The organism is Chryseobacterium joostei (assembly GCF_003815775.1).
GTDB lineage: Bacteria > Bacteroidota > Bacteroidia > Flavobacteriales > Weeksellaceae > Chryseobacterium > Chryseobacterium joostei.
In genome coordinates this window covers 1,650,441-1,666,152 of sequence record NZ_CP033926.1, presented here as the reverse complement: position 1 = coordinate 1,666,152, position 15,712 = coordinate 1,650,441, and the positions used below count along the sequence as shown (strand labels likewise).

5 protein-coding genes are annotated in these 15,712 nt (G+C 39.9%); all 5 read right to left on the bottom strand.

The window, feature by feature from the left end; all coding sequences use genetic code 11:
* Positions 1-2: 2 nt before the first annotated feature.
* From EG359_RS07545 to EG359_RS07525, 5 genes are read right to left on the bottom strand one after another with little or no spacing between them, the layout of a single operon-like run.
* Complete coding sequence (locus EG359_RS07545) at positions 3-2,405, bottom strand: glycosyltransferase (RefSeq protein WP_076352260.1); 2,403 nt, start codon at positions 2,403-2,405, stop codon at positions 3-5.
* Complete coding sequence (locus tag EG359_RS07540) at positions 2,398-3,180, bottom strand: alpha/beta fold hydrolase (RefSeq protein WP_076352259.1); 783 nt, start codon at positions 3,178-3,180, stop codon at positions 2,398-2,400. Before EG359_RS07540 ends, EG359_RS07545 begins: the two co-directional genes overlap by 8 nt.
* A complete protein-coding gene (locus EG359_RS07535) occupies positions 3,171-3,470 on the bottom strand; it encodes an acyl carrier protein (RefSeq protein ID WP_002977699.1) in 300 nt (99 codons plus the stop codon). The genes EG359_RS07540 and EG359_RS07535 overlap by 10 nt, the downstream gene beginning before the upstream one ends.
* Positions 3,458-7,711, bottom strand: coding sequence for a type I polyketide synthase (locus tag EG359_RS07530; protein WP_076352258.1), 4,254 nt, complete (start codon positions 7,709-7,711; stop codon positions 3,458-3,460). Before EG359_RS07530 ends, EG359_RS07535 begins: the two co-directional genes overlap by 13 nt.
* 19 nt (positions 7,712-7,730) lie before the next feature.
* Positions 7,731-14,774, bottom strand: coding sequence for a type I polyketide synthase (locus tag EG359_RS07525; protein WP_076352257.1), 7,044 nt, complete (start codon positions 14,772-14,774; stop codon positions 7,731-7,733).
* Positions 14,775-15,712: the final 938 nt, after the last annotated feature.

Here is a 15,712-nt window from a genome sequence, read left to right as displayed (position 1 = left end):
GGCTACACTGAAGCTAATGTTGAATGTTCGTGTACAAAATTTTCTAACAGTTCTACTGCTTTGTCATTTCCTCCGGCAAGCGTGAATGTATTACGGACTTCCTGAGCGGCCATTCTGTATTTTGGATTTTCCAATAATTCAAAAACGGTTTCACGAAGCGCGTCCACTCGTAGCCTTTTGTATCGGATACTGATTCCGCAGCCTGCCTGCTCAATTAATTTTGCAATATGAAAATGATCATAGGCAATAGGCGTAATTAACATCGGCAACCCATTACGGAATGTATCATTAACAGTATTGAATCCACCGTGGCAGATCACCATATCCATTTGCTGCATCACCGCAGATTGAGGGACAAAGCTGTTTACAATAAAATTATCCGGCCATTCTTCAAAGATTTCAGGTGGAGTAGCGGCGATCACAGTAACCGGCTGGTCTTTAAATGCAGCAATGATCTTTTCAAAGAACGCTTTTCTGATGTCTACCAATAATGTTCCCAGGGATACAAAGATCTTTGGAGTGGTAGAAGCGTTCAATTTATCCCAATCAAACGGAGCATCGTTTGGACGCCCTTTCACTGGGCCTACAAACTTCATATGAGAAGGAACGGTTTCAAATCCGGCAAAGGCTTGTGAGGTAAAAACCATATTGAGTTTATGAGAATGGATGTAAATACCTTCCTCATGAATTCCTACTTCTTTTTGTAAGTCTTTGATTAGATTTTGCTGCCATTCCCAGATTTTAGGAGCACTTTTTTCTGTATCTCCCATTACGTCTGGTGGAACGGGAGTTGTGGTTACACAAGGAATATTGTGTTTGTGAGCAAATAAGGCACCCCCAAAGGTGATACAGTCGTTCACGATTACATCAGGCATCCAGCTTTCTGTCAGTCTGGTTAATCCTGGCATCATCATTTTGGCAAAAGGAACATAGGTTTCTTCCAGTGCCAGTTTCATGACTTCAGGTCCGGAGCATGCTGGTCCGTCATCCTGTCTCTTTAAAATACGAGCGATTTCTTCCTGATACGGAATAAGGTCTTCTTCAGGATAATAGTAAGAACCTCCCTCAGGAATATGTTTGTTGTCTAAAGGTGTAATCCCAAACCATTTTACTTCGTGGCCACGGGCAATTAGGCTGGCTCCCACACTTAATGTAGGGCTTACATGTCCGAAGAATGGAGGAACAACGAATAAAAATTTAGATGGTTTTTCTGGTTTTGAAGCCTTTGTGATGGCTTCTTCCAATAAATTAGCTGCTGTAGATGCTCCTCCTGCTTCCATAAAAGATTGTCCTACTTTTTGAGCAGCTTCACGGTAACTCGGATTATTCAAAATCTGTTGTACAGCTTCTCTTAAATGATTGGCTTTAAATCTGTTGAAATTCAGTCGTTCACCCGCTTCTGTACGCACTACACGTCCTGCAACATGCGACTGGTCATACGCAATAGGAATAACCACTAAAGGAATACCATTGGATAAAGTTTCAGAAACGGTATTGTGACCACCGTGGCAAACCACCCCGTCAAGATGAGGTAACAGATCCAATTGAGGAACTTGTTGGTATACCATAAAGTTATCCGGCCACTGATCAAAAAGTTGGGGATCTGAAACCACGACAACCGTTAAATCTTCATCCTTAAAGGCATCCACTACCTTTTGGAAGAATGCTTTTTTATGATCATGATCGAAAGTGGTTCCGATGCTTACTAAAATCTTTTTGTTGGTAGCACTTTTTAGTCTGTCCCAATCAAATTCACAAGAGATACGACGCTCTGTAAGAACGGGACCTGTAAATTGGTACTGAGAGGGAAGATCCTCCATTTCACCAAAGAAATACGTAGAGGTTAAAACAAGGGTTAAAAGGTCAGAAGTAGCAAGGGAACGCTTTTCATTCACTCCCAGTTCTTCCTGTAATGCAACGATTTGATTTACTTCCCATTCGTGTACCTTAGGCAGCTCATTCATGATTTTAATGGCAGCTGGAGCGGTAACGGAAGTGGCATAAGGGATTCCCAATGCTTTTGCGGCAACCGGGGCTGCAAATAACTGGTGATCGCCAATGATCAAATCGGGTTGGTATGTTTTTAATAAAGCAACAATTCCTTTATAGCAATGTCTGTTCAACGGGATAAGAACCTCTTCGTAAAGGAACTTAACGCTGTCGATTCCATAGACTACTTTTTTGGATATAATATCAAGATATTGTTCGCTTTCTTTCTTTTCTTCGTCGGTCTGATCGTATTGGATCAGTAATAATTTTCCTCCCGCAGGTAATTTAGCCTCCAAAGTCGGGTCAAGGCTGATCCAGGCTACTTCATGTCCTCTTTCCAACAGAGTAGCACCGATGCTTAGGGTAGGATTGACATGTCCTGTCAATGGTGGAACTATAAATGCAAATTTAGCCATGGTTCTTCGTTAAGATATTAGATAAAAACTGAGCGATGGTTTCCGCTATCAGGTTAGGTTCCTGAATCGGAATATTGTGATCGCCGGGAATTAATTCAAGTTCGGACGAGCCGATTTGGGACTGCAGCCATTCACCTGTAGGTCTGCAGTTGGACTCAGCACCGTAAAGCAATAATGTGGAAGCTGTTAATCCATTAAAATCAGCTTCACCAAGGAAATGTTTTTCCTTAATCATATCTGCCTTGATGCTGGTTTGATTAAATAGAAACTCATACATACGATGGTTCTTTTCCATTTGTCTTTTGCCCATCTGAACTTTGGTAGTATCTGTAAAATTAGCCACATAATGCTCAAGGAATTCCTTACTGTATTCATCAATGATGTTACGGGCTTTTTCGTCCTGAGGATCCGGAGCTTCCATTACCACCAGTTGATTGACACGGTCGGGATATTGTAATGCTGTTTTTAACGCAATTAAACCTCCAAAACTATAGCCAACAAGATGTACCTTTTTCAGTTGCAGATGATCCATTAAATCAATCAGATCGGATGACATGTTTTCAAGGTCGTACCCATCCAAAAAACGTTCACTCATACCGTGACTTTTCAGATCGTACATCACCACATGGAAATGTTTTGCCAGAATAGGGGCAATATTAAAATAATAAATGGACAGGTTACTGAACATACCGTGGATTAAGACCACGGTTTGTTCGGCTCCTTTGTTGAGTTCCTGTATATGAACTTGTCTGTTATTGACAGTGATTATTGGCATTCGTAGATATAATTGATGATCATACTAAGGTCAAGATTAATAAGCTGGTCAAGATCCATAGAAGATAACCAACCTGTAAAGTCGATCTGATCGCCAAAATGCGCCTTGATCTTTTCAGAGAAAGAGACAATCTCGATGCTGTCCATTTCAAGATCCTTGGTGAATGAACTTTCAGGAGTAATATCCATTTCTTCTACAAATTCAGCACCTATCACTTCAGTAATAAAACCTTTTAATAAAGTAAAAAGTTCTTCGTGGTTCATTTTTAATGTTGCGTTTACAGTGTCCATCCGATAATATAATTTTTATGTTTAATAGTTTTGATTTCAATATTGTTGATCCACAAGTGATCGTCTTTTATCAATTCGACTTCAAAGGCTTTAGGATTTCCTTTGAGTCCTGTTCCGAGAAACTTTCCGTAGGCTTCCTTGGCTACCCAGAAACGGGTGGTCCATTCCGCCTGATCTCTGTCTTTTAATAATGCTAATTCGTTGTCGGTAAATACCATGTCATAGAATCCTTCGCTACGTTCTTCCATAAGTTCCATATCAATTCCTACAGGTTTTCCATATCTCGCGATTCCCACGGCTTCTTTTCCTTTGTGAGCGAGTGAAATATGGATGTCTTCTGTAAAATCACTGATGAGATAAGGTTTCCCCACTTCATCGGAGCGGATTTCAAAAGTAATCGGGAAGCAGGCATGATTTTTTTCCTGACGAAGAAGATTTCTAACGGCATCTTTCACGGCAACACGGCTTACCATCCAGTTTTTCTTTTTGTTGGGTAACAATTGCTGATGATGCTGTTTTTCCGTCTGGTTAAAATATCTTTTCAGGATAAAATCCCATGAAGCGACTCTGGTATAGGCCTGATGGAAGAAGAATACTTCCGGAGCAATCTCCTCAGAAAGACGGTTGTGCAATGGTGACATGGAAACATTCCATAGAGCAGCATCAATCTCCAGTCTTCTGTTCTGCCAGCCTGTGATGGCGCACCAAACTTTTCCGTCTCTTTTAAGGATGATATCTGCAATGGCAAATTCATCATTAAGCTCTGTAAGCATACAGGTACATTCAAAAATACCTTCCTGATCATGCATGTCTCCGAAGAATTCAATGTCTCTGATCTTTACAGGGAATGCAATACGGTCTTTCACTAAGGTAAGCTGTAACCAAAGCCCAAATAATTGTCCTGCATTGTCCAATAAAGACCCTTTTCCACCATTTCCTTTAATTTTTCCTATGATTCCTTTATTTCCAACTGCTGAAACTTCAGTGATTCCCTGATATTGATCTCCATGGAACATGTGTGCGTCATAGATTTCTTCAGGTGTTCTTTCAATAGGTAAAAGATCACCAATAGAAAGATTGAAAGAGGGTGTAGAAACAGAGGAGGACTTTAATACAACTTCTGCATTCACAAAGTTCTCAATATCCAGATAAGCGTGGTTTTGGGAACGCCATTCTCCTTTTACCGTTTTTTCAAAAGGCTTGGCTACGTTCATCCATTGGAATACGCTTACGTTCATGATTTTATGAACCAAAGTTCCCGGGATTTCTGCTTCTGCAATTTCTGCAAGCTGCTCAAAAATCATCGTCATCGGAATAACCGGTTCCATATCTGCTACATGTGTCCATCCTTTAGGCTGTCTCAATAAGCTGTGATCAATAAGATAAGGGTGGCTTTCTAAGGTCACATACATATCTTTCGAGAAAGTTGTACTTCTCGGTGCTTTGGGAACAATCGGTGCTACAGGAGCGGGACGTTGGATGGTGATTTCCGGACGGTTTTGGAATAAAGTCAAGACTTCTTCCTGCATACGGATCATGTCTGCAACATTGTCCTGAAATGCCTGTACAAGCGGATGTCCGCTTTTTGTGGCAATAGCTGAAGCGGTTGCGGTATATTGTTTTGGCGTATCAAAAGACTGAGCCAAAGCTTTAACTTCTTTAAAATTACGGATAATAGGAGAGCCTAATTCCAGTTTAATGCCTTTTCCTGATGGTCTTTTCGAATGATTCTGAATCTCCAGAAAATCAAGAGCAATTGTTTTTCCCTCTACAAATAATGAAGCGACTACACGTTGTAATTGTGCCAGTGCTGAACGGGTTGGAACGCTGGAAGCAATGGTACTGAAAGCTTTTCCTTTCAATGTGTCGTCTATGAAACCAATCAATCCACCTGTGCCCACCTGAATGAAGACTCTGGCGCCTTCTTCGTATAATTTATCTGTCAGTTCACGGAAACGAACAGGCTGTACCAAATGCTCAGCACTCAGCTTTCTGATCGCTGCCTGATCTGCCGGATATGGTTCCAGTGTTGTTGCAGACCATAGTGGGATCTTTGTTTTCTGAAACTGTGCTTTTTCCATTCCTGCAAGGATCACATCCAGTTTATCGGCGATAAATGGAGAGTGGAATCCGGATTGGAAAGGCAATACCTGATGGAAAATTTGTTTTGATTTTAATAAGGGAACCAATTCATCCAAAGCAGCATTACTGCCACAAAGAATCACCTGATTAGGGCAATTGTCATTGGATACATAGAGATTTGAAATTTCAGTAATAAAAGGTTGTACTACATCAATTCCGGCTCCGATAGCAATAAATTTAGAGTCTTTTAATTCAAATGTTTCAGGATTCAGCACATCAATTAATGCCTTTACAGAATTGGCTTCTGCCAACTCGGATGAATATCCTGCCAGCCATTCTCCTAAACTGTGTCCTGCGTTCATATCAGGGATGATTCCTAGCTTTTTCAAAGAATTATCCAGAATACTGCAGTTGTTGAAAATGTTTAAAGCATCGGTTAAGAGTCCCTCACCTTCAGTTTCTATAGGCGCTGTTAATCCGAAATAACGGCTAACGCTGTCTACTTCGCCTTTTGCCAGACCGTCTAAGCCCGGAAATACAAATGCAACTTTACCGCCATCTTTTAATAATGGGGCAGAGGTGTACCAAATATCCTGTTTGTTTTTCCAAGTGATGTTCTTGGAGACAATTTTAAGTGCTTTTTCTATTCTTGCAGGCGTTGGATCAAATATCGCAACTCTGAAATCTCCTTCACCAATGGCCGTTTCATTATTTTGTAGTGCAGACAATAATTCTTCATGGGTAGGTCTTGCTAATATCAATACATGATCTTTTTTCGGCATATCATAGCCTTCCAAAACAACATGTGCGTTGATTCCTCCAAATCCGAAAGCATTCACTGCTGCTACTTTTGGGAGTCCTGTCTTTGACCAGTTTTTGGCTTCCTGTACAGGTTTGAATCTTGTGTTCTGCATGTCTGCAGTTGGGTTTTCACAATATAAGGTTGGCGGTAAAGTATCGTGGTGTAATGCCAGACATGTTTTTATCAATCCTGCAATTCCCGCAGCCGGCATTGCATGTCCGATATTAGATTTTACCGACCCAATTCCTGCAACCGGAGCAGTTTCTTCTTTTCCAAAGAACTGTGCTAAGGTTTGAAGTTCTGTTTTATCGCCAAGCGGAGTTCCGGTACCATGAGCTTCAAGGTAACCGACTTTATTTTTATCTAAATCAGCATTAATCCAGGCTTGTTCCAAAGCTTTTAACTGACCTTTTACCGATGGGCTCATCACACTGGTTCCGTTCCCATCACTGCTTACTCCCACGCCTTTAATAACAGCGTAAATCTTGTCCTGATCACGAACGGCGTCTTCCAGTCGTTTTAAAACGACGAAACCACACCCTTCACCAATCAATAATCCATCAGCATCCATACTGAATGGTTTAATCTGTTCTTGACGGGACATGGCTCCCAACTGGGCAAAAATACTCCAGAAAGCAGCATTTTGTCCTGTATGTACACCGCCGGCAATCATAATGTCGGAACGGCCTCGTTGAAGTTCCTGTACGGCATGATCAACGGCAATTAAGGCACTGGCACAAGCTGCATCCACGGTAAATGCAACACCTCCCAGATCAAAGCGGTTGGCTACCAATGAGGCTACCAGATTGGGAATGAGTCCCATGGCAGTATCGGCAGCAAAACGTCCTTTGCGTTCCTGAAATGCATGCTTTACTTTTTCAATATCAGCAGAAGATACCTGAGGCAGTAATTCCTGTAATAATGAGGAAATCTGTTCTCCGGTTCTTACAATTTCGATGGCACGGGTAGCTCCAGGGCCGGTATAGTTTCCTTTACCGATAATAATTCCTGCTTTTTCAAGGGAAGTATTCTTTTGAAATACTCCAGCATCTTCCAATGCCTTTTGAACTAAATCAAGTGTTAGTAAATGGTCTGGCTCTGTTCCTTCTACAGCAAGTGGTAAGATTCCAAATGCTGTGGGATCAAATTCATAGTCAGGGATAAACCCGCCGCGTTTACAATAGAAACGATCGACAGGATTGGTGGCATCACTAAAGTGTACCGGATCTATCCTATCTGCCGGAGCCGATTGGGTAGAGTCTACTTTATTGACAATATTCTGCCAAAAAGTATTGGCATCTTGTGCCCCCGGAAAGACACAAGATAGGCCAATTACAGCAACATCCGTTTTTTTCATACTTATTTTGTACAGAGGTTTACCAATTGTTTCCTGACATGATCAGCACCTGGCTTTCAGTTCCGTATTTGATCTCGTTAAGGAAGATTTCCTTTCCTTCATCCAATGGAATTAGGGAGATACCTCTACGTTCGTATTCTGTTTCAAGGGTGGATGAAACCATTCCGGCGCCCTTCCAAGGTCCCCAGTTGATGGAAATCACTTTTCCTTTTAATTTTTTGTTTAAAGCATTGGCATAATCATCCAATACACTGTTGGCAGCTGCATAATCTGTCTGACCTTTGTTACCGTATACAGATGCTATACTTGAGAACAGTACTACAAACTGACAATCTGTACGAAGTTGCTCTGCCAATACACGTAGCGGCTTCACTTTGGTATCAAATACACGTCCGAAAGAAGAAGTTGTCTTTTGTTTGAACAATTTATCTTCTAAAAGACCTGCTCCATGAATAACGCCATCCAAACGGTTGTATTTTTCATAGATACTGCTGATCAGATTGCTCAAGCCTTCTTCATCACAAAGATCCAATGATTGGTAGACGATTGTGTTTCCAAGCGCTTCCATATCACGAATAGTACGTAGGATTTGATTGTTTTTGAATACTTTTGTTGTTTCTTTTTCTATTTCAGCAGGTGAAGTGAATCTTCCGGATTTGATCAGGAATGCTCTGATTTCCTCTTTGGTCTTCATTCTTTCGAATTCTTTCAAAGCAGATGCTTCATTTCTTGGATCTGCGGATCTTCCTACCAGAATATAAGTACATGGGTAAGCCTGAGACATGTGTTTTGCCAATTCTGCAGTAATTCCCTGTGCACCTCCAAGTACCAAGACCACAGATTTATGATCTAACTGAATATGTGCTTCGTTTAAGCTTGTTGACAAAGGCGACGGGATAATGTCTACTCTGTGTCTTTTTTCGTTTTTATAAATTACTTCAGCAGGTTTATCATTGGTCAGGATCTCCTTTAAGGTGATTTCTGCGATCTGATCCATTTCCTGAGGTGTACTCAGACTGATTAATCTGCAAGTTGTTTGGTCAAATTCTCTTGCCAAGCTTTTGAAAAGTCCCGGATAACCCTGATGATGACGCAATGATTTTGCATCTGTTATTTCCTGAAGATTAGCAGTGATGTCAGAAATCAGATAAACCCACTTTACTTTATCAAAATCTAGTTTTTTAATCAAATCAACATGATCGATAATGCTTGGTCTATCAGCTGATGAGAATAGGTCTAACATAATCAGTCCGTCAAAATTTGAAAGATCTTTTTCTGTATCTACTAATTCTACAATAGCCCCATGTTTTTCCAGTTCGTTTTTGATTGCTGAGGTTTGCTTGCTGTCATCCTGAGTGATCGCAAAATGTTTTCCCTGTAGGACTTCAGTATTTTGTACTAAGGAAGCGTCTGTAGGAGTAATATCAAAACGAAGACGAGATAATACGTTATTGGTAGGTTCGGGAGTGTTGATTTCCTTTACTTCATCTTTATCTTCGTTGTTTTCACCACTCATTTCGCTAATCCAGCTTGCTAGCCCGCGAAGTGTTTTGATGGCTGCCAGTTTTTCCATGACATCATCAGCCTGTTCAAGGTTTTCCCCAAAACCGATCTTGTTTTTAAGATCTGCAATGATCTCCATACGCTTGATGGAATCGATGCTAAGGTCTGCTTCCAAATCTAAGTCTAACCCTAACATTTCTTTTGGATATCCTGTTTTTTCACTTACGATATTCAGAATAGCATTTTGAAGATCTTCTAGTGATAAAGCTAATGAAGATTGTGGTTTTGAAGCTTTAGTTTCGGTTGTTGTGGTGTTTTTTTCAGGGGTAGTTGTAGTGTCTGCTCCTGAGAATTCAGTAAGCCATGAAACCAATCCACTTAGGGTTTTGATTCCTGCCAATTGTTCCATAACGGTGTCTTCGTTGGCATTACCGTTTGATAATGTTCCCAATTCATTACGAAGAGTTCCTATAATTTCTACTCTTTTGATAGAGTCGATACTAAGGTCAGCTTCAAGATCCATTTCCATGCCCAGCATTTCCTGTGGATATCCTGTTTTATCGCTTACTACTTGTAATAATAATGATTTAATATCTCTTGTAGGAGCAGGTTTTACAGCAACCGCTGAAGCAGCAACTGCCACTGTTCTTTCTTGATAAACAGGTTGTACGGGAATAGTACGTTCAGGGGTAGAAGCAGGCATTGGGGTGTTATAAACAGGCATTGGGTTTACCTGAGGATTCTGTCCCATAAAGGAAAGCATCACATCACGTTGTGCCTGTATCATTAATTTCATGCTGTTCAAATATTCCTGCAGCATACGTTCCGCTGTCGATAAGCTGTCCGGTGCAGGGGGCTGGGTATTATTAGTAAAATTGTTCATGGAAATAGGAGTTAAAATGGGTAGTGCACCATTAGCAGGCAGTGTACCTGTTGTCGGATGTGCAGCTTGTCCGTTAACACGCCAAATGGCAGGACTTTTCTTGTAAAGTTCAGGCTGATTGATATCAATAAGCTGAACACTACGTCCATCGAAAAGCTTTTCAATGTTGAAGGTGCGTCCTGTTCCTAAATATTGAGCCAGCATGCAAAGCAAGTGGGTAAATTTATTACGGCTGTTGTCTTCTACATATAAGGTCAACTGATCTTTTTCAATACATGATTTTGCCAGTCCGGTAAGAACTTTTCCAGGACCTACCTCAATGAAGATTCTTGCTCCGTCGTTATACATCGCCTGCATCTGCTCCACAAATCTTACAGGCTGTACCAAATGGTCAGTCAGTCTTTCTTTGATTTCTGATGGGCTAGACGGATATACCTCTGCTGTAGTATTAGACCATACAGGGATTTGCATCTCCTGGAAAGGAATATCTTTTAATACATCAGCATATAAACCTTTAGATTTTGCCAATAGCGGGCTGTGGAATGCACACGCTACTTCCAGTTTCTTAGCAGAAATGCCCTCTTGTTTAAGAACTTCCAAGAGTTTATTAATGGCCTCCGTACTTCCTGCAATAACACATTGAGTTGGAGCATTGAAGTTAACCGGATAACATCCTTCTACCTTAGCAATGATCGGCTGTAAGCGTTCGTGGGTAGCACTTGCTGCCAGCATTGAACCTGGATCTCCGCCTTCTACTGAATCTAAAATAGACTGTGCTCTCTGAATACTTAGGTCAACCAATTGATCCTCTCCAAATACACCTGCAAAACATAAAGCCGGTAATTCACCATAACTATGGCCCGCCAGCATGTCCGGAATAATTCCTAGTGTTTCTAAGAATTTGGCTAATGCAAGATCAACAATTCCTAGAAGGGGTTGTGCTAAACGGGTATCTTTAATGGTTTCCTTTTGTTGTTTTAAATCAGCTTCATTAAATGTTTTTGATGGAAAAACTACTTTTTCGAGTTCCGGATAGTCATCAATAAGCTTACGCATGGCAGGGAAAACAACGAATAAGTCACGGGCCATATTGATTCTTTGGCTCCCTTGTCCCGGGAATGTGAATGCTACTTTTCCTTCTTTTTTACTAACGGTGAAAGTATCTTTTGTTTCTATTCCCAGCAATACTAATTCAAGCTTCATCATCAGATCTTCAGCGGTATCAGCAACAATACTGAACTGAATTGGTTTTTCTGAGCTTATACTTAAACTGTAAGCAATATCTTTTAATGGAATACCATCATTGATTTCTAATAAAGCTTTGATTTGGCTTGATTGTCCTTTGGCTTCTTCATAAGTATCCCCACGGAATACAAATAGTTCTGAAGGCCATGACTGCATTGCAATAGAATCATCTTGTTTTGGATGATTGGAAATGACTGTATGGAAGTTTGTTCCTCCAAATCCAAAAGCACTGATTCCTGCATAACGGTTCTTTTCAGTCCATAAGCCGGTTTCTGCATGGAAAGAGAAAGGGCTTGTTTGTGCGTTATAGTAAGCATTAGGTTTTTGAAGGTGAAGGGTTGGTGGTTTTATACCATGGTAAACTGCCAGGGAAGCTTTGATTAAACCTGCTAATCCTGCAGCACATTTAGTATGTCCAATCTGTGTCTTCACAGAACCTAAATGAGTCTGTCCAGGTAAAGCACCTGAACGGCTGAATAGATTGGTTAAAGCACTTAATTCTGTTTTGTCTCCAACTACGGTTCCTGTACCATGAGCTTCTACCAATCCTACAGATGCAGCACTGATTCCGGCTTGAGTATAAGCACGTTCTAAGGCTCTTACCTGACCAATTTTTCTAGGTGCGGTTAATCCAAGAGCTTTGCCATCACTGGATCCGCCTACCCCTTTGATTACCGAGTAAATACGGTCTCCATCGTTGATAGCGTCTTCATATCTTTTTAAAACAAGGATGGCAATACCTTCTCCAAGAGCAATCCCATCTGCATCACTATCAAACGTTGCACATCTTCCTTTTCTGGAAAGGGCGTGGGTACTTGAAAACATAAGGTAATCATTGATCCCATTATGTAAATCTGCCCCTCCGGCAAGAACCATATCTGATTTGCCCAGTACAAGTTCCTGACAAGCTAAGTCAATCGCTGCCAAAGAAGAAGCACAAGCAGCATCTACAGTAAAGTTTCTTCCGCCAAGATCAAGACGGTTCGTAATCCTACCTGCGATTACATTGGCCAAAATACCTGGAAAGGAATCTTCTGTGGTATGTGGGAAAGCCTCCTTTACTTCTTCATGAAGTTCGCCAAAAACTTGCTTATAATATCCTCTGAAACTATAGCTGTTAGCAAGATCATTGCCTCCTTCAGCACCAATAATTACAGAAATGTTGTCTCTGTTGATATGCTTTTCACCATATCCAGCATCTTCCATTGCACGTTTTGCAACCAATAATGTCAGCAGTTGTGTTGGTTCAATGGCTGCAAGAGATTGTGGCGGAATTCCGAATGCTAATGGGTCAAAATCAATTTTCGGAATAAATCCGCCCCATTTGGAATGCGAAACATCTGGTCCGTCTGAGTCCGGGTGGTAATAAAGGTCTTTGCTCCATCTTTCATCCGGAACTTCTGTAACACTGTCTTTTCCCAGAATAATATTTCTCCAGAACTCTTCAAGGTTTTTGGCTCCTGGGAAAATACATTCCATACCGACAATAGCAATGTCCAATGGTTTTTCGCTTGATACTGGTTCTTCTGATAATGCTGCGTTTTGGATGTACTCGTAATTATTTACGCTGACATTCTGGTGAAGTTCTTCAAGAGAAAGTACTTTATTATGCATCGTTGCAATCTGCCCGATCATATACATACCAAGGTCAAGCTGATCATCTTTTGGAATATTAACCAATTGATCTCCTTGACGTTCTATACCTTTAGCTGCAATTCTTAAACGTCCTACATTCAGTTTTTCCAATTGCTCCCATACTTCTTTTTTATCTGCTCCGGCTGCTAAAAGCTTGGCTTTCTCAGTATTGAAGTGGTGCGCAAAAGCTGTATTTAAACAACGGGTTTCATGACCCGGTGCTGTTTCTAATAAAACTGTTTCTTTAGCCTGCATAGCCTGTAACTGGAATTCTTCCTGAATAGCTCCGGTTTGTACAGCTTCCTGCGTATAGAGATAAGCAGTTCCCATTAATACCCCAACTTTTACGCCTCTGGCAGCCAATGGAGCGGCCATAATAGAAACAAAGGCTGTTGAAAAGTCATTATGTATTCCACCAGCGAAAAATACGCTAATATTTTCCGGATGGTCTTCTTTTAATATACGTTCAATTTGTTTTTCCCAAAGAACCATGCTTGATAGTGGGCCCACATGGCCACCGCATTCACGGCCTTCGAAAATAAAATTTTTAGCTCCTTCTTTAAGGAAAATATCAAGTAGGGCAGGAGATGGAACGTGCAGAAATGTCTTTATTCCTGCTTTTTCAAATACTTTAGCTTGTGCCGGTCTTCCTCCGGCTATCAAAACCACAGGTGGCTGTGCTTCAAGAATATATGATGTCTGTTCCTCTCTTAATTCCTGAGGTGCAAACCCTAAAATACCTACACCCCATGTTTTGTTTCCTGCAAGCTCTTTAGTCTCCATCACTAAGGATTTTGCCGCGTTACCTTTAAGCAGTGATAATGCTACAAAAGGTAAAGCTCCGGCTTCTGCTACTGCATTGGCGAATGAAGGAACGTCACTTACACGCGTCATTGGACCTTGTGCAATTGGATATCTAAGGCCAAGTTCTTGTGCCAGAGGATTATTCTGGTCAATTACCTGAAGAGCTTTTGCCTGCTTTAAGTGACCATACATGGCTTCCTTAAGGCCAAAAATCATTTTTTTTAGTGTTTTGAACTCTTCATAAAGATCTACTGCCAACGAAATATCTTGTCCCATAGGGATATAACTCTTACTAATATCAAGGTCTGTAAAATATTGCTTAAGTTCTTCAGCATTGATATTTTCAGGCAGTGCAGGTGAGTTAGGCCTCACAAGTACACGATGATTAGCAATGATTTTGGTTTCTGTCCCATTCAGCTTTGAACATAGATCCTTGATGTCCTGAGGAACAGAACTTTCAGGGAATAAAGCAAGCTGGCTGTCCAGTACAATACCTGTTGCTCCCAAAGCCTTTACAGCTGCAGCGGTGTGAAGTCCTATCCCTCCTTGTACCCATACAGGAATGCTTTGAATTTCTTTGATAATACGCTGAAACAATACAAATGTAGATTCATAGCCAATTTGGCCTCCTGCTTCATTTCCTTTGATGATAATTCCATTTGCTCCGGATTGTTCAGCTTGCTTAGCTTCTTCCAGACTACTTACCTGATAAATTAAGGTCAGTTTTGAATTCTGATTAATCGACATTCCTGAGGGAAGGATTGCAAAGGTCACTTTCTCAGGAATTTGAAGCGACGTAAGTTTTTCGTTAGAAATGTAGATACCACAAGACGGTATATCTAATTGCTCAAGTCTACTTAAGGCTTCTTTGGCGGGCGCCAATTCGTGTCCCAAACTTAGAACGGGAAAGATACCCGCCAGATGCAGTTTAGGCATAAGGTTGACATCCGGCCTTTCAAAAGGCGTTAGTCCAATAATGGTTAAGTTTTTCATGGCGTGATATGTTAGTAAGAAACTTCATAAAAATTCATAACTCTTTGAAATAAAGAGGAATGTTCTCTTATGAAATCATAAAATTGGTTTTATTGTATTTTCAATTATAAAGATTTTTTGTTGATTATTTATCAACAAAGATGAATTGCCTCTATAATTATTAAAGATAAAGTGGTAATCCGGCTTTTCACAGGGCATTAGCCTAATATTTGTTAAGTTTTTCATTGCATTTAGTGTTAAAATATTAATATGCGATTTTTTAATAAAACATTAATACAATATCTATAAATAGTTATTATTTGTTATGAATGAATAAAAATAATAAAATTATACTATATCTTTAATCATAAATGAAATTTAATAATGATTTTTTAACAAAAAAATACTGATTATTCAAATGCTATTAAAGTATGCAATTTATTTTCTTATTCGTTGTAAATATGCCGGCACAATCTGTGTAACTATAATTATAACCAATTATAGTTAAAGAAATGTTAAGCAAATATAGGAATAAAAAATAAAATATTTCAAAAAGTAGAGATTTGTTTTTTTTATATTACGAAAAGATAACATGAATAATTACCCTGTAAAATCCATAAAAAATGAATGGCTTAAAAACAAAAAATTGATTATCAAATTTGTATTAAATTGATTTATATGGCATTATTAACCATTGTGGGAATTATTTCACTTTCTTGTTGTAGACTTATCTTGGTGTGTAAGTAAATTAAAAAGGGGGTAACTTTATGAAAGGGTATCGAATTTATAACGGAAATATGAAATATAAACATAAAAAAAGCAGCGAAAAGCTGCTTTAATTTATAAAAAACGTTAAAAAATAATCGTAATATGGGGTTGATACAGATAAGTTGGTTTATCCAAATGAGCTAACCTTTCTGTATTGAATTTACTTTGATCTATATTGAAGAGAAAGTCTC